The organism is Aminobacter carboxidus (assembly GCF_014863355.1).
Taxonomy (GTDB): domain Bacteria; phylum Pseudomonadota; class Alphaproteobacteria; order Rhizobiales; family Rhizobiaceae; genus Aminobacter; species Aminobacter carboxidus.
In genome coordinates this window covers 158,434-174,895 of the sequence record NZ_JACZEP010000003.1, presented here as the reverse complement: position 1 = coordinate 174,895, position 16,462 = coordinate 158,434, and the positions used below count along the sequence as shown (strand labels likewise).

Sequence of the window (16,462 nt, the reverse complement as noted above, 5' to 3'; positions counted from 1 at the left end):
GTTGCAGCCAAGCTCAGCGGCTCTTGGTGACGAAGAGGCCCTGAGGCTTGAACAGGAGAATGAAGATCACGACGGCAAACAGGACCGTCCGTCCGTAGACGTCGTTTGCCCAGGTGGCGACGAAGCTCTGTACCTCGCCGAGAATGCCTGCCGAGGCGAAGGTGCCAAGCAGATGGCCGACACCACCGGCAACGACGACGAGGAAGGCGTCGACGACATAGGGCGTGCCCATGTCGGGCGACACGGTCTTGAACCCCGACACCAGGACGCCGGCAATGCCGGCGAGGCCGGAGCCATAGGCGAAGGCCAGCATGTTGACGCGCTTGTCATTGATGCCGCAGGCGGCGGCGGTGTTGCGGGCAACCGAAACGGCGCGCAACTGGCTGCCGAAACGCGTCCTGAACATCAAAAGCCAGGTTACGGCGCCCAATGCCAGCGCGGCGGCGAATACGAAAGCTCGGTAGACCGGGATGTTGGCACCGAAGAGGCGAATGGCCTGCTGCAGTTCGGCGGGAACCGGCACGTTCTGGAGGTCGGAACCAAGCCCTTCGATCTCGATACCAAACAGCCCGAGCCCGAAGTGAATGCGGATCAGCTGCTGCAGGATGAGCGCGATGCCCCATGTCGCCAGCAACGTGTCGAGCAGTCGGCCGTAAAGCCTGCGCACGACGGTGCGCTCGATGATCAGTCCGAATGTCGCCGTCACCACGAAGGCCAGCGGCAGGCAGAGATAGATGTTGAAGCCGAGATGCTTGGTCGCCAAAACAGTGGTGTAGGCGCCGATCATCACCATCTCGCCATGGGCGAGATTGATGACGCTCATGGTGCCGTAGATGATCGCCAAGCCGAGGGCGACCATGAACAGTATCGATGCGATGCTCAGTCCGATGACAAAAGTTTCCATACCGCTTCCATCCGCATTGGTCGGGGGCTCGTGCCGGCGCGAAAAATCCACGCCGGCACAGCTGGCACTTCGGGACTAGAGCGTTGCCCCGCTTGTCGTGCAGACCCGCTTGTCGGCCGTCTCGCCGACGCTGGAGTAAGGCAGCGGCACCAGCGGCTCGGCATACTGGTCGACGATGTCGAGCAGACCATCGGCGCGGGTCTTGCCGATGCGCGGCGTCAGGTAGCTGTGCAGGTTGTCGGGGTCGATCGTGACCTTGCCCTGCGGCGCATCGAATGACAGCCCACCTGCGCTGGCGATGATCGCCTCGGGTGCGAGGTCGCCGGCCTTTTCTGCTGCCATCGCCCACATGTTGACGCCGATGTAGACAGCCTCCATTGCGGCGTGGGTCACGGCATCGGCGCCGGCATAAGCCTTGAACGCCTCGACGAACACCTTGTTTTGAGGTGTGTCGACCGTTTGGAAATAGGGCAGCGAGACGTAGCTGCCGAGCGCATACTCCGGCCCCATCGCCTTGATCTCGACCTCTGTCGTCGTCGAGGCGCACAAGGGCAGCTTGTCGAAGTCGTAGCCCTGGTTGCGCAGCTCCCGATAGAAGGCGACGATCGAGTCACCCACCACGTTGGAGAAAATCACGTCGGCACCGCTGGAGCCGATCTTGGAGACCATCGACGCCCACTCGGTGTGGCCGAGCGGCAGGTATTCGTCGCCGACCACCTGCATGCCGATCTTTTCGCAGATCGTTTTCGACGTCTTGGCCATGCCACGCGGAAAGGCGTAATCGGAACCGACGATGAACACCTTGTTCTTGCCCAGGCTCTTCTGCAGCCATGGCAACGAATTTTCCAACTGCTGGTTGGGCACCGCCGAGCCGGCATAGAGCACGTTCTTGGAGCACTCTTCGCCTTCGTACCAGGTCGGCCAAACGAGCAGGCCCTTGCGCCGCTCAACGACCGGCAAGACCGCCTTGCGGCTGGCGGTTGTATAGCAACCGAAGATCACGGGAACCTGGTCCTCGATCGTCAGCTTGCGTGCCTTTTCACTGTAGATGCGCGGTTCGGACGCCGGATCCTCGATGATCGCGCGCAGCTTGCGGCCAAGGACACCACCCTTGGCGTTGATTTCATCAATTGCCATCTGGGCGCACTGGTTCATCGATTTCTCGACGATCGCCGTGGTCCCGGTCAGCGAATACATGATGCCGACGGGGATCTCGTCAGCTGCCCAGGCCTTGTCGCCGAGACGCAGGATCGCTGGTGCCGCCAGCCCGACGGCCGCGAGACCCGACGCCTTCAAAAAGGTACGTCTATCATGGTTCTTCATTGGTCCTCCTGTTCGCATCGTTGTGCGTTTGATTTTTTGTGAAGCCGCCCCATTCGCGACCACGTCCAGGCTGTATTAGAAAATTATAATATGCAATATCTTTTCAGTATATTTTTCTTATATACAAAATTTGCGCAAAGTTGTTATTCGCATTACCTGTGCACAGTCAAAAAGTTGCCAATTATCAGATATCTTACCGATGTATTCTTCTACAATCGCAATAACCTCCCAGGCAGGAGACGACAGGCCCGACCGAAACGAGGTGAGCCGCCGCCGAGCAAAGGCGATGTCGCGCACGCGTTCGCATGCGCTGACCAACGAGCGTCAAGAAGTGCTGCAAATCGAACCAACAGCTGCCAACGGCCTTGTCGGAAGCCGAAAAACAAAAAAGCCCGCCAACTCCGATGAGGAGTCTGCGGGCTACATAGCCACTCGGTGCGGACCACATTGTCTCACACCGTATCGACATCCGAGCTTCACCCGGCGTCAATTATGTTTCATACTAGTCACGCATATCCTTGAACGTCAAGAGCTCATGCGCGTTAATGATCGCGCTCGCCAGATCGTCCATCGGAACGCGTTTGGCCATCGCTTGCCGGCGAATGTTCTCATACGCGTCCTGCTCGCTAAGCCCTTGCGTTTCCATCAGAATGCTCTTCGCACGCAGGATGCGGTTGTTGCCGGCCAGCTTTCTCTCCAGCTTGCGGATACGCTTGCTGGCATTCTGCCGCTCGAGCCAGAGGGCGCGCGCGATGGTCAGATTGGTCAGCAGGCCAAACGGGCGGATCGGGCGCTCGATGACCGCAAGTGCCCCGCATTCCAGCACCACCTGCAACGTGCTCGGATCCTCGTAGGTCACCACCGCCACCAGGGCCGGATCGGACGGCTGCACCGGCCGGAACAGGCTGAGAATCTTGTCGCGGTTTTCCTGCTCGATCGAAACCAGCACGACCACCGCCGAAGGATTTATCGCATCTGGCAACGGCCAGGTTGTCTCGCAGCTGCAGCCGATGCGCCTGAGATGCTCGACCAGCGCCAGCCCCGCCTGATCGGGCGGATGGATGACTTGGACGCGCAAGCCTTTCAGGTCCTGGAGTATCCTGGTTGGCACCGAAAACGATCCGCTACGCCTTGCGTTTCAGCTGATGGGGTTTGCTCATCCAATCATCGAATGAGGCCGTGACGAAATAAGGATCCGGCCTGATCCGCGTCTCGGACTGCCAGATGACGTCAAATTTGCCTTCCGCGTTGACCCGCCCGATGCGTGACCACAGCTCGGTGTGGTGGTTGTCGGGGTCAATGCGTACCCGCCCTTGCGGCGCGTCGAATTCCAGCCCGGCGAGATGCTTGGCCAGCGCTTCCGGCTCGTCCGTGCCGGCCAGTTCCAGTGCCTTGGCGTAAAGATGGACCTGAAAATAGGCAGCCTCTGCACCTGCCGTGACAGGCGCATCGGCGCCGAAACGCCGCTTGTAGGCTGAAACGAACCGCCGTGCCTGCGGTGTATCAAGCGTTTCGAAGAACGACGCCGAGGTCAGGTGCCCCGCCGCGATATCAGGCGCCATCTCGGCGACTTCGGCTTCGGTCGTCGTCAGGCTGGCTATGGGCATCGTGGCGACGTCGAAGCCGGCCTGCTTGTAGGCTTCGTAAAGCATGACAGCGCCGGTGCCGACCACAGTTGAGACCACGATATCCGGCTTCAGCTTGCCGATCTGCTTGATGACACGGTTGAAATCTTTGGGCACCGCTTCGACGGGCACATAGATCTCGTCGAGAATGGTGCCCTTGGCTCTGGTCACCAGATCCATGACGACTCGATTGTACTCGTAAGGAAAGACGTAGTTCGAACCGACCAGCAGGAACCGGGTGCCATAATTGTCGATCAGGTAGCGCGCCAGCTGGACCGCATTCTGGTTCGACGACGAACCGGTATAGAAGCAGCGGGTGGAGTATTCGAACCCTTCATAGAAGGTCGGGTAGAACAGCATGCCGCGATAGGCTTCGATCTCCGGCAGGACGGCTTTTCGCGCCGACGACATGTAGCAGCCGAAAATGACTTTGATCCCGTCCTCGGCAAGCAGGCGAACAGCAAGCTCCTGGTATTTCTTGGCCGAACATCCGGGATCGTAGAAGACGGCGTTTATCCCTCGCCCGTGAACGCCGCCCGCCGCGTTGATTTCTTCGATCGCAAGGCGCGTCGCGTTCGCTTCGGCCGTTTCTGCTGCCGCGGTCACTCCGCTGTTGGAAAACAGGACGCCAATCCGCCAGTCACCATTCGCCATGCGATATAAGCCACCTATTGAGCCGGTCGATACAATATACCCAGTCATCGGCGCGAGCCGGGCGGAGTCTGTTTTGGGAGATTTGGGAAACGCCACTGTTTCCAATCCCACAGAGATATCCTGACCGCTCGGGAAAGGCAACGCGGGCTCTGCGGCCCGACTACGCAGGCCGAGAGTGTCCATGAGTTGGGGCCGTACGTTCCCTGCCATAGCCGGCAAGAAGGCGATCGGCGGACCGCCTCCATCAGCCATATTCAGGCGGCTTGCGCCATCAACCGTCAGGCGTTTCCGGTGAGCATGTCATAGAGGGCCAGCGTCACGACATTGGTCGCCAGGACAAGGTCATCGATCCTGAGCTTCTCATCAGCGCGGTGCGCATTGGCCTCGAGCATCGTCCGCGGGCCGGCGCCGTACAGCACGGTCGGAATGCCGGCGTTGCTGTAGTGCCGCGCGTCTGTGTAGAGGGGCACGCCATGCGTCGGCACGGTCTCGCCGACGAGTTCCGAAGCATGCCGCTGCAAGGCGCCAGCCAGGCGCTCCTGTCCCTCGAGCGGCTTCAGCGGGTTTGCCAGCATGAGTTGGCGGACATGGCATTCGACGCCCGGCATCTCCCGCGCGGTGGCCTCAATGAAGGCGATCAGGTCGCGCGCCACCGCCGGGCCGTCCTCTTCCGGGATCATGCGGCGGTCGACGCGCATCGCGATCTTGTCGGGGACCACATTGGTGTTGATGCCGCCAGAGATCAGCCCGACGACCAGCGACGGCGTGGTGATGCCTTCGACCGAAGAGCGTTGCTCAGCAAAGCCTGAGCGCATCGAATAGAGCCGGCTCAGGATGTGGGTTGCAGCCTCGAGCGCATCGATGCCGGTTTCAGGCCGTGCCGCGTGGGCAGACTTGCCGCGGACATCGATGTCGAGATGCAGGCAGCCATTATGGGCAGTGACCACACCGTAGGAGAGGCCGGCGCAGATCGCGTAATCCGGCTTGGTCAGCCCTTGCTGCAGAAGGTAGAGCGGCCCGATGTCGCCACCAACCTCCTCGTCGTAGGTCAAGTGAATTTCGATCGTGCCCGACAGCTTCTCGCCCAGCGAGCGCAGCGCCAACAGCGCATAGGCGTAGGTGACGAAGTCAGATTTCGAGGTCGCGACGCCTCGGCCATACATCCAGCCATCCTTGACCTCGGCGCCATAGGGATCGACCGTCCAGCCCTCGCCAGGTGCCACGACGTCGCCATGCGCGTTGAGCGCGATGGTCGGGCCGGGACCAAAGCTGTGCCGGACGATCAGGTTGGTGGCACTGATCATGCCGACGCTCGCGACCAGCGCGTCGGGCACCTTGTGCCGCTCGACCGTGAAGCCCAAGGCTTCATAGAGCTGGGCAGCGCGATCGGCATGCGTCGCACAGTCCCCGGGCGGATTGTCAGACGGCACCTTGACGAGTTCCGCCAGCATCCGCACCTGGTCGTCGCGATGCGCCCTGACGTAATCCAGCAGGCGCTCCGAACCGAGGCCGGGACTTTTTGCGATGGGGTTCGGTTCCATTAGGGTCTTCCCTGAAAATTCTCGATGAAATGCAGGAGCGTGGCCGCTCCCGTTGCGACGTCCTCGGCAGTGACCGACTCTTCCGGCGAATGGCTGATGCCGTCCTTGCAACGGACGAAGATCATGCCGATGCCGGTCATCGTGCTCATCGCCATGCCGTCATGGCCGGCGCCGCTTGGCAGGCGCAGGGGCCGCACCCCGGCCGCTTCGACCGCGGTCGCGATGCGGTCGACGAAATCGGATGCGCACGGGCATGAATGGAGATCGAGTATCGTGTCGATCTTGATCTCCACGCCGCGCCGCGCCGCGATGTTTCCGGCAGCGATGCCAAGCTCGTCGAAGGCGGCGTGTCGAATGCCGTCGACCTGCGAACGCAAGTCGACCGTCAGCGAGACCTCGCCTGGAATGACGTTGATCAATCCGGGCTCCGCCTTGATGAAGCCGACGGTGCCGACCGTGTCCGGATAGGCAGAGGCGATTTGCTCGACCGCGAGCGCGATTTCGCTTGCGGCCAGAAGCGGATCCTTGCGCATGCCCATCGGTACGGTGCCGGCATGATTGGCCGCTCCATTCAGCCGCATCACCGCGCGCGTCTGTCCGCTGATCGCGGTCACCACGCCGACTGGCAGGTCGGCCGCCTGCAGTACCGGGCCCTGCTCGATATGCAGCTCGACGTAACCGATCACCTCGTCGGGGCGGTGGGCAGCATTGCCGACGGCGCTTGGATCGAGCCCGAACGCGACCATTGCCTCGCGAACGCTGTGGCCGTCGGCATCCGTTGCGTCCAGCAGGTCGTCGCCGAACTGCCCGGTGATCGCCCGGCTTCCGGCAAGCGTCGTCCTGAACCGGGTGCCCTCCTCGTCGGCGAAGGCGACGACCTCGACGCCGAATGGCAGGCGGCGGCCACGGCCATGGAGCACGGCGACGCAGTCGAGCGAGGTCAGCACGCCGAGGGGACCGTCATAGCGGCCGGCATGAACGACGCTGTCCATATGCGAGCCGGTGACGAGGTAGGGGCCACCTCCGCTGTCGGAATGGTAACGGCCGACGACGTTACCCGCCTCGTCGATGCGCGCGTCCATACCGGCATCGCGCATCCATCCGGCAATGGTCTCGGCGGCTGAGCGGTGTTGCGGCGAAAGGTAAAATCGCGTCACGCCAGCACCCGGCACGCTGATGCTGCCAAGCTCGTCGCAGCGCCGCATGATGCGCTGCCCGGCGTCGGTTTCGCTGAGATAGTTCGACATGATGCGTTCCCGGGCCGCTGCGCCTCTACTGTCGCTCAGGTGCATGGTGCTTATGCCAGTGGCGGGCGATTTCATCGCGCCGGCAGATCCAGACGCCCTCATGTTTCTGGACGTAGTCGAGGAAGCGCAGGAAGGCCGCCCAGCGCCCGGGACGACCGACGATGCGCAGATGAAGCCCGGTCGACATCATCCGCGGGGTCCTGTCGCTCTCGCGGTAGAGGACGTCAAATGTATCCTTGAGATAGGTGAAATACTGGTCGCCGGAGTTGAAGCCCGCAGCCGCCACAAAGCGCATGTCGTTGGCTTCGAGCGTGTAGGGGATACGCAGGTGCTGCTTGCCGTTGACGTTCTCCCAATAGGGCAGGTCATCGGCATAAGTGTCGGAATCGTAGAGGAAGCCGCCCTCCTCGACCACCAGTTTGAGCGTGTTGGGACTGCAGCGGCCGGTGTACCAGCCGACCGGTCGTTCGCCGGTCACGCGCGTGATGGTGTCTATGGCCAGCTTCATCTGGGCGCGTTCGGTGTCTTCGCCCATCCACTGATGGTCGATCCACTTCCAGCCATGGCTGGCAATCTCGTGGCCAAGCGAGTGCATGATCTTGCCGGCTTCAGGGTAATGCTGCAGCGCCAGGCCGTTCGCCAGCACGGTGGTGTTGATACCGCGCTGCTTGAACTCGTCGAACACCCGCCAGAACGCCACACGCGTTCCATATTCGTAGAGCGACTCCATGTTCATGTTGCGCACGCCGAAGAGCTGTGGTGCGCCGATGATGTCGGAGATGAAGTTCTCCGAATGGGCATCGCCGTGGAGGACGCAGTTTTCCGAACCCTCCTCGAAGGCGACGATGAACTGCAGCGCGAGCTTGGCGCCGTTCGGCCAGTTGGCCATCGGCGGTCGATTGCCGTAGCCGACCATATCGCGGGGGTAAGACATTGTTCGATCCTTTCTACCTGATCCGGACGGAGCCTGACGGCGGCCTAGTCGCGTGGTGCTATTTCAAGATGCTTGACTGATCCGCTCAGCCGCTTGGGCAGCGGATAGGCAAGGTCGCCGAACTTGCTGGTCCCGAGCCTCAGGGCAACGATGCCTTCGACCAGCTTGGTTGCGGCGGTGACACCTTCGATGACGGGAACGCCGATCTGCTCCTGGATATGCACGGCCAGGTCGGCCATGCCGGCGCAGCCGAGCACGATGGCGCCGATATCGTCTTCGGCGACAGCACGGCGACATTCCTCGACGATGTCGCGGCAGGCCGCCATGCCGGTCTCCTCGAGTTCGAGAACCTCAAGCCCGCAAGCCCGGACCTTGCGGCACTGATGTTCGAAGCCGTGGACCTGCAGCAGGTGCTCGCAGATGATCTTGGTGCGGGCGAGCGTGGTTACCACCGAGAATCGGGTCGCCACGATGCTGGCGACATGGAAGGCCGCCTCGGCAATGCCGATCACCGGCCCCCGCGCCATCTCGCGAGCGGCGAGATAGCCTGGGTCGCCGAAGCAGGCGATGACGTAGCCGTCGACGCCGGCTGCCTCGCCCTCGCGGATCGTTTCCAGGATGCCAATCGTGCTCAGCGCCTCGTCGTAGTGGCTTTCGATCGACGGTGGCCCGCTCTTGACCGACACGGACAGGATCTCGGTGCCCGGCGAGGCGACGCCTTGCGCTGCCACCAGGTTTTTCCTGGCAAAGGCCGCGGTGGTCGTCGGGTTGATGATCTCGATCTTCATGACCTGCCCCTAGCCGCCGAGATAGGCACGACGAACGTCGTCATTCTCGGCCAGTTCGTGCGACGGCCCCGACAAGGCGATCTTGCCTGTCTCGAGCACGTAAGAGTGGCTGGAGAGCTTGAGCGCCATGCGCGAGTTCTGTTCGACAAGAATGACGCTGACGCCGTTGTCTCGGTTGATGCTGGTGATGAAGCGGGCAATCTCGCGCACGATGATCGGTGCGATGCCGAGCGACGGCTCGTCGAGCAGCAAAAGCCGCGGCTTGGACATCAGCGCGCGGCCGAGCGCCACCATCTGCTGTTCGCCGCCGGACAGGCTGCCGGCCTGCTGCCTGATGCGTTCACGCAGTCGAGGGAACCGCGTCAGGATGCCTTCGAGATCCGACGCGACCCCGGCATTGTCTTTGCGGCGATATGCTCCCATCAAAAGGTTGTCGCGTACGCTCATGAACGGGAAGATACGCCGCCCTTCCGGAACCATTGCCACGCCGCGCGCCACGATCTGGTCGGGTCCCTTGCCGTCGATCCGCTCGCCGTCGAACCAGATCTCGCCGCTCTCAGGCGCGGTCAGACCCGTAATGGCGCGAAGGATGGAAGACTTGCCGGCGCCGTTGGCGCCAATGAGGGAAATGATCTGCCCCTCGCCGGCGGTCAGGGAGACGCCCTTCACGGCGCGAACCCTGCCATAGGACACAGCCAGGTCCCGGATCGAGAATTGCGCGCTCATAGCCCGATCTCCGTGTCTTCGGCACCGAGATAGGCTTCAATGACCTTCTCGTTCTGCTGGATCTCAGCCGGCGTTCCCTCGGCGATCTTGCTGCCGAAACTGACAACCACGATGCGCTCGCTGACCGACATGACCGCGGTCATGTCGTGCTCGACCAGGATGGGCGTGACGCCCTCGTCGCGGATCTTGCGGATCAGCTCGACGCCGCGCTTGGTCTCATCCGAGTTCAGGCCGGCAAACGGCTCATCGAGCAGGATGAGCTTGGGTCTGGCCGCGAGTGCCACCGCGATGCCGAGATTGCGCAGCATGCCGTGCGGTAAGGCCGCCGAAACCGTATTGGCCAGGCCTGTCATGCCGAGCATGTCGAGCACGTGATCGGCATAGTCGCCGGCCTCGCGCTCGTCTCTCCTGGCTCGTGGCGAGCGGAAGATCATGCCGGCCAGCGAGGCCTTGCAGTCCTTCTGGTAACCGAGCAGCACCGCTTCGCGCACGGTCATGTCCTGAAAACTGGTGTTTTCCTGGAACGTCCGCACGATGCCGTGGCGAGCCACCGCATGCGGTCCGATACCGGTAATGTCCTTGCCGTTGAAACGGACGGTGCCAGTAGTCGGGGTGAGGAAGGAGGCGATCAGCTTGAAGCAGGTGCTCTTGCCGGCGCCATTGGGACCGATGATGGAAAGGATCTCTCCTGCATCCAGCGTGAAGTTCAGATCTTTCACTGCCGTCAGCCCACCGAAGATCTTGGTCAGTCCGCGAACTTCAAGCATTGGTTGCCTCCTCCGGCTTGCCGGAGCGTTTGACGACGCTCAGGATTCCGTTCGGCATCAACAGGATGCACAGGATCATCAGCCCGGAGAAGATGACGGTCTGATAGCGCTGGAACTCATGCAGCAATTCGAAGCTGCTCATCATCACCAGCGCCCCGACCAATGGACCGATGACGAATTCCAGGCCGCCGACGAAGCAGTAGACCATGAAGTAGACGCTATCGAGGACCTGGAAGGTGGTCGGGTAGACGTTCTGCTGGAGCGTGGCGAAGAAGGCGCCGCCAACGCCCGCGTAGAAGCAGCTCACCATGAAAGCGACGACGCGGTACTTGGCGACGTTGATCCCCAGGCTGGAAGCGAGATCCTCGTTTTGCCTGAGCGAGCGGAACACCGCACCGACTCGGCTGGTATCGAGCAACCACATGAACCCGAGTCCGAGCAGCATCAGCGTGCCGGCTAGATAGAAAAACGGCAGCCGCGCACCCTTTTCGAAGGCTGGAATGATGGTCAGTCCGAACAGCGACAGTTCGCCTGGAAGCGGCAGGTCGACAATGCCTTGCGCGCCCCTGGTGAGTGCCGGAAAGCTCAGGGCGGTCAGGCGGCAGGCCTCGGTGATGCACAGGGTAATCATCGCGAAGTAGACACCCTTGAGGCGCAGCACCGGCCAGCCGATCAGTCCGCCGAGCAGGGCCGCGACGGCTCCCGAGAGCGGCAGGCAGATCCAGAACGAGACGCCGAGACGCGACACCAGGATGGCGGTGACATAGGCACCGATCAGCGCAAATCCCGCCTGGGCAAGATTGATGCGGCCAATGGCGAAGGTCAGCCAGACGCCGAAGCTGATGAAGCTGACGGCGGCCATGGTGGTGAACACGTTGAGCAGGTAGCCGTTGGCTCCAAAGACCAGCGGAATGGCGATGAAATAGGCCGCCGCGATCAAGAGCCCCAGCCCGATGGGCTTCAGCGCGGAGCTTCGCTGCTCGCTTTGGGGCAGGTTCACGTTCGGCATGGAGATTGTCTTTTGCATGGTCGTCTCAGCCCCAGGGCTTACCCATGATCCCGTTCGGCCTCACGATCAGGAAGCAGATCACGATCAGGAAGATGATGAGAAAGGTCAGCGAGCCCGGCAGCAGCGCGTAGCCGACGGATTCGAGGAAACCCAGGACGAAGCCACCGAGAATGGCGCCGGAGAGCACGCCGGCGCCGCCGATCATGATCATCAGGAATGCCTTGATCGAGATCGCCGTGCCGGCGCCGGTGTGGACGGCGAAGATCGCCACGAGCAGGCCGCCGGACAGGCCGGCAAGGCCGGTGCCGAGACCGAAGCCCATGGCGGAGAGCCATTTGAGATTGACGCCCTGCAGGGCCGTCGCTTCGCGATCCTGCGCCATGGCCCTGAGCGCCCGGCCGGTCTTGGTGTAGCCGATGAAGGCCATCAGGGCGGCGATCAGCATCGCTGCGACAACGATGACGACGATGCGTCCGGTGGGCAGCCTGGCACCGAAGAGTTCGACGATGCCGGTGGCAATCGGCGGCACCCCACGCTGCTTCTCGCCAAAGACGATCAGCGCCAGGCTTTCGAGGAACACAGCCGTGCCCATCGCGAGCAGCATGGTCACCTCCTCGCGTTTGACGCGCAGCATCACTGGGCGGAACAGGAACAGTTCCATGGCCACGCCGAGCAGTCCGACTATGAGGAAGGACATGACGAGGCCGAACCAGAACGGCAGCCCGAACACGACATTGAAGTAATAAACGACGAACCCGCCGATCATGTAGAGCTGACCATGGGCAAAATTCACCACCTTCATGATGCTGAAGATGATGGTGATGCCGAGCGCGATCAGCGCGTAGGTCGTTCCGACGACAAGCGCGTTGAGCATAACCTGCGTCATGCGAAGTCTCCTGTGCGAGGACGGGCACTTTCGCCCATCCGGGCCCGCGCCATGCGGACCTCTTGCGAAGAAATGCGGGCGACGGCCATGGGGGGCAGACCGCCGCCCGGGTTCGTCAGTCTGGGAGTTTTCCGACGAACAGCGGCTTGTATTCGCCGTTTTCGACCTGCTGCACGACAATCGGCACCGAAACCTGGCGCGCCTGGCCGTAGTCTGTGCGGCCGACATATTTCAACTCGCCGCCGTCCTTGAGGAACGGGTTCTTGCCGACGAAACCATCCAGGGATGCCTTGAATGCCTCGGTGTCTTCGAGGGCCTTCGGCCCGACGCTCTGCAGCGTCTGGATCATGATCTCGGGCCCATAGACAAAAAGACCGGCGACATCGTTCCACTCGCCCCAGTCCTTGGTGTAGCGATCGATGAACTTGACCATGAAGTCACTGCGGATCGCTTCGGTACTGGCGCCGCCGGCCGCGATGAAGCCGTTCGCAGCATCGCCTGCCACCTCATAGATGGCCTTCGGATCCTGCCCGGTTTCGGTGCTCATGGTACCGGTGAAGCCCAGTTCGCGCGCCGCCTTGATCAGAGGGCCGACATCCGAAGGCGAAACGCCTGACAAGACGATGTGGTCCGGCGCGGTGCCGATCACCTTGGTCAGGATCGGAAAGAAGTCCGTCGTACCGGACTCATAGGTCTCCTGGTCGGAGACGACCTCCAGGCCGAGCGCCTTTGCGCCGGCGGATCCCTCGTCGCGCTGCTTGATCGGATCGGCATTGTTTTCGGAAACAAACGCGATCTTCTTCACGCCCTTGTTTTCCATCAGCCATTTGTAGATGACCGGGCCAACCTGGTAGGACGCGACCATGCCGAGGATCGACTGGGAGGCCGGCGCCTTGTAGAGCGACTTGGAGAAGGCGTAGGGCATGTTGATCGTGCCGTTCGCCTCCATGACGGTCTTCGCACTTTCAGCCGTGGAGTCGGTGTTCGGCCCCTGGATGTATTTAACGCCTTCCGACACCAGCTTTTCGGCACCAGTCTGGGCGCCCTTGGGATCGCCCTTGTCGTCAACACACACGACCTCGACCTTGTAGGTCTTGTCGCCGATTGCCACGCCGCCATCGTCATTCCACATGCCAGCCCGGGACTTGAACGTCTGGCACATGACGCCGCCCCAACCGGCAAACGGCCCGCTCATCACACCCAGCGCACCGATCTTCAGAGTTTCTTCGGCATGCGCCGAAGTTCCAAAGGCCAACGCTCCGGCAGCCGCACCTAATATAAGCGCCTTGCGCAGGGCACTTTGTCTTTGCTGACGCAAAATCATCTTGTCCTCCATTGTGAAACTCGTCCTTCATTTGCAATTGAACCCGTGTCAATTGGTTCAATATGCTCAGATTTCGCAGTTATGTTCCCTTGTTTTTGTTATTATTTGAGCGTAAGTCTGAGACCAGAAGGTGTCAATTATTTCATTGACATGGTGTCAAAGTAGCGAGAGCCACATGAACTGGAAGCCGGAGATCAGAAAGGGCGCCGGGCCGATCTACGTGGCGATATGTGATGCGCTGGAGCGCGGCATAGCCGAAGGCCAACTGCAGCCCGGGGAAAAGCTGCCGCCACACCGCGACCTCGCCTATCGACTGGGCGTGACAGTTGGAACGATAGCGAGAGCCTATGCGGAGGCGGCGCTAAGAGGCCTCGTTGTCGGCGAGGTCGGTCGCGGCACGTTCATCAACGACTTCGACAACCATCGCGACGACATCACCCGGCTGGTGGTGCCGGAGAAGCCCGAGCCGGAGGTGATCGACCTCGGGCTGAACCTGTCTGCCATTGGCGAAGCGGACGAAATCCTCAGATCGACCTTGAAGGATTTGTCGCGGTCAGGGTCCCTTGACGCGCTTCTCACCTATCAGCCCAGCGCGGGGATGATCTCGCACCGGGCCATCGCGGCACAATGGCTGGAGGGCATCGGAATACGGGCTCATCCGGACAATGTGATCATCTGCAATGGCGGGCAGCACGGTCTGCTGATTAGCATGATGGCGCTGGCTGGCCATGGCGAGGCCATTGCCACGGAGCAACTCACCTATCCGGGTGCAAGGGCCATTGCCCATCAACTCGGCATCAATCTCGCAGCGGTTCAAATGGACGACCAGGGCCTGGACCCGGCAGCCCTCCGCGAACTATGCGAGACCAAGCGGCCGAAGGCCCTGTATTGCATGCCCGTCCTGCAGAACCCGACGACGATCACCATGTCCGAACAGCGGATGCGGGAGATTGCAGCGATCGTCGAGGAGTACGGCCTCTGGATCATTGAAGACGACGTCTACGGCTTTCTGGCCGAGCACAGGCCGCGGCCCTTTGCGTCTCTCATTCCAGAGCGAACCATCTATCTCACCAGCGCCTCCAAAAGCATGGCCCCTGGACTGCGGATCGGCTTTCTGGTGGTACCGGCCAAGCTGAGCCGCTCCATCCAGGAGATCGTCACCATGAGCAACTGGATGTCGCCACCGTTCATGGCGGCCGTGGTAACCAGCTGGATGGCAAACGGGTACGCCGACAAGCTGATCGCCTGGCACCGCAATCAGGCGCATGAACGCCAGGAAGTGGCCCACCGGATCCTCGGCCCGCATGCAGAGCACGCTTCCACGTCGTGCTATCATCTCTGGCTGCAGCTTCCGGAACCCTGGCGAATGGATTCCTTCTCCGCGACGGCCCTGCGTGAGGGCGTCCGTGTGATCACCGCCGACGCATTTGCGGTCAAGCGCGACCATGCCCCTCATGCCGTCAGGCTCTGCCTGGGAGCGGCTCACTCCCTGCCGCAGATCGCGCTCGGCCTGAATCGGCTGATGGGCCTGCTCAACTCGCAGCCCAAACCTCACATGGATCTGCAATCGATCGGATACGTGTAGCTGGGCAAGTCAAGAGCTGCCGTTCAAGCGCCGGCCTTATGCAGCGCCCGCCCGCTATACACAGTACCTTCCGCCTGCCCTTGCGCTCCCCTGCGGACCGCCACGCGATCGAGTTGCGGGAACTGGGGTTCCAACCTGTCCCAGATCCAGCGCGCTACGTTCTCGAGCGAAGGCACCGCAAGCCCTTCGATGTCGTTGAGGTAGGTGTGGTCGATGGTCTTGCGGAGCAGCTCAATCTGCTTTTCCAGCTCATAGAGATTGGCGGGCCAGCCAAAGACCGGGTCCGGGTCGCCGACCAGATGAACGCTCACCTGGAACGAATGACCGTGGAGGCCCGAATAAGGCTGCAGCTGGTGCGCGGCCTCGAAGGTGAACTCCTTGAAAGTCTCGATCATTTCCCGTCCTGACCCTTGTCGCGTTCAACGCAGTGCCGGATATCTGCCACCGGCTCCTGAGTCGGTCAATTCGAACAAAACAAGCAACATCCGTCTGCTACTTGCCGATACACGATATCGTGCTGATTATTGTGGCATATTCAACGCTGTTAATGTGTTTTTCAGTGACCTTTGGCATCGTCCAATGCAAACTTACAGTGCCGGGGAGTACGCGCTATGAATCACCTCTTGTCTTCCATCATTCGAGCCGTGGCAATGGCTACGTCATTGGCACTTTTCGCGTTGTCGGCGGCTCAGGCCGAAGACGGCAAACTCGAGGCGCCCAAAGGCACCCCGATCCTGGTCATCGAAGGCAAGATCAGCGTCACAAATGGCAATGGTGTGGCTTCGTTTGACCGCGATATGCTCGAAGCGCTCGGCGTCACCGCAATCGAGACAACGACGCCGTGGTTCACGGGCATGGTCAAGTTCGAGGGCGTCCCGCTTCAGAAGATCATGGAGCTCGTTGGCGCCGACGGAAAAGAAGCGGTCGCCGTCGCGCTCAACGACTACAAGACAACGATACCAACCGAGGACTTTGCGAAGCACAACGTGCTGCTGGCCCTCAAGCGTGACGGCCAGTACATGGCGGTCAGCGACAAGGGCCCGCTGTTCATCGTCTACCCGTATGACAGCGAACCGGAGCTTCAAAGCCAGAAGTTCTATTCACGCTCGGTTTGGCAGCTGGCCCGGCTAATCGTCCGGTAGGGAAGAT

16 protein-coding genes are annotated in these 16,462 nt (G+C 61.5%); 2 read left to right on the top strand and 14 right to left on the bottom strand.

Annotated elements, in window-relative coordinates:
• Positions 1–13: 13 nt before the first annotated feature.
• The 13 genes from urtB to IHE39_RS12645 form a co-directional block, all read right to left on the bottom strand.
• A complete protein-coding gene (gene urtB, locus IHE39_RS12705; protein WP_184770413.1) occupies positions 14–904 on the bottom strand; it encodes an urea ABC transporter permease subunit UrtB in 891 nt (296 codons plus the stop codon).
• Positions 905–979: 75 nt separating this feature from the next.
• Positions 980–2,227, bottom strand: coding sequence for a transporter substrate-binding domain-containing protein (locus IHE39_RS12700; RefSeq protein ID WP_184770412.1), 1,248 nt, complete (start codon positions 2,225–2,227; stop codon positions 980–982).
• Between the two features lie 502 nt (positions 2,228–2,729).
• Positions 2,730–3,338, bottom strand: a complete 609-nt coding sequence (locus tag IHE39_RS12695; RefSeq protein WP_184770411.1) for an ANTAR domain-containing protein — start codon at positions 3,336–3,338, stop codon at positions 2,730–2,732.
• Positions 3,339–3,351: 13 nt separating this feature from the next.
• A complete protein-coding gene (locus tag IHE39_RS12690) occupies positions 3,352–4,506 on the bottom strand; it encodes a transporter substrate-binding domain-containing protein (RefSeq protein ID WP_192566925.1) in 1,155 nt (384 codons plus the stop codon).
• 278 nt (positions 4,507–4,784) lie between these two features.
• Positions 4,785–6,047 (bottom strand): ArgE/DapE family deacylase, encoded by a 1,263-nt coding sequence (locus tag IHE39_RS12685; protein ID WP_192566704.1) that lies wholly within the window; start codon positions 6,045–6,047, stop codon positions 4,785–4,787.
• Positions 6,047–7,294 (bottom strand): allantoate amidohydrolase, encoded by a 1,248-nt coding sequence (locus IHE39_RS12680; RefSeq protein WP_192566703.1) that lies wholly within the window; start codon positions 7,292–7,294, stop codon positions 6,047–6,049. Before IHE39_RS12680 ends, IHE39_RS12685 begins: the two co-directional genes overlap by 1 nt.
• A gap of 25 nt (positions 7,295–7,319) precedes the next feature.
• Complete coding sequence (puuE, locus tag IHE39_RS12675) at positions 7,320–8,228, bottom strand: allantoinase PuuE (RefSeq protein WP_192566702.1); 909 nt, start codon at positions 8,226–8,228, stop codon at positions 7,320–7,322.
• A gap of 44 nt (positions 8,229–8,272) precedes the next feature.
• Complete coding sequence (locus IHE39_RS12670; RefSeq protein WP_192566701.1) at positions 8,273–9,016, bottom strand: aspartate/glutamate racemase family protein; 744 nt, start codon at positions 9,014–9,016, stop codon at positions 8,273–8,275.
• Positions 9,017–9,025: 9 nt separating this feature from the next.
• A complete protein-coding gene (locus IHE39_RS12665) occupies positions 9,026–9,742 on the bottom strand; it encodes an ABC transporter ATP-binding protein (protein ID WP_192566700.1) in 717 nt (238 codons plus the stop codon).
• The gene (locus tag IHE39_RS12660) at positions 9,739–10,509 is read right to left on the bottom strand and encodes an ABC transporter ATP-binding protein (RefSeq protein ID WP_192566699.1); all 771 of its coding nucleotides are present in this window, start codon (positions 10,507–10,509) and stop codon (positions 9,739–9,741) included. The genes IHE39_RS12665 and IHE39_RS12660 overlap by 4 nt, the downstream gene beginning before the upstream one ends.
• Positions 10,502–11,536: a branched-chain amino acid ABC transporter permease gene (locus IHE39_RS12655; RefSeq protein ID WP_192566698.1), complete on the bottom strand. Its 1,035-nt coding sequence runs from the start codon at positions 11,534–11,536 to the stop codon at positions 10,502–10,504. The genes IHE39_RS12660 and IHE39_RS12655 overlap by 8 nt, the downstream gene beginning before the upstream one ends.
• Positions 11,537–11,543: 7 nt before the next feature.
• Positions 11,544–12,404: a branched-chain amino acid ABC transporter permease gene (locus IHE39_RS12650; protein ID WP_184770403.1), complete on the bottom strand. Its 861-nt coding sequence runs from the start codon at positions 12,402–12,404 to the stop codon at positions 11,544–11,546.
• 115 nt (positions 12,405–12,519) lie between these two features.
• A complete protein-coding gene (locus IHE39_RS12645; protein WP_192566697.1) occupies positions 12,520–13,728 on the bottom strand; it encodes an ABC transporter substrate-binding protein in 1,209 nt (402 codons plus the stop codon).
• A gap of 175 nt (positions 13,729–13,903) precedes the next feature.
• Here IHE39_RS12645 and ehuR point away from each other — a divergent pair, with 175 nt between their 5' ends.
• Complete coding sequence (gene ehuR / locus IHE39_RS12640; protein WP_192566696.1) at positions 13,904–15,313, top strand: MocR-like ectoine utilization transcription factor EhuR; 1,410 nt, start codon at positions 13,904–13,906, stop codon at positions 15,311–15,313.
• A 23-nt stretch (positions 15,314–15,336) separates the two neighbouring features.
• Here the strand turns inward: ehuR and IHE39_RS12635 are convergent, their stop codons facing one another.
• Positions 15,337–15,708, bottom strand: a complete 372-nt coding sequence (locus tag IHE39_RS12635; RefSeq protein ID WP_192566695.1) for a 6-pyruvoyl trahydropterin synthase family protein — start codon at positions 15,706–15,708, stop codon at positions 15,337–15,339.
• Positions 15,709–15,963: 255 nt separating this feature from the next.
• Between IHE39_RS12635 and IHE39_RS12630 the strand changes: the two genes are divergently transcribed.
• Positions 15,964–16,455, top strand: coding sequence for a putative pterin-binding protein (locus tag IHE39_RS12630; RefSeq protein ID WP_246485468.1), 492 nt, complete (start codon positions 15,964–15,966; stop codon positions 16,453–16,455).
• The last annotated feature ends 7 nt before the right edge of the window (positions 16,456–16,462 follow it).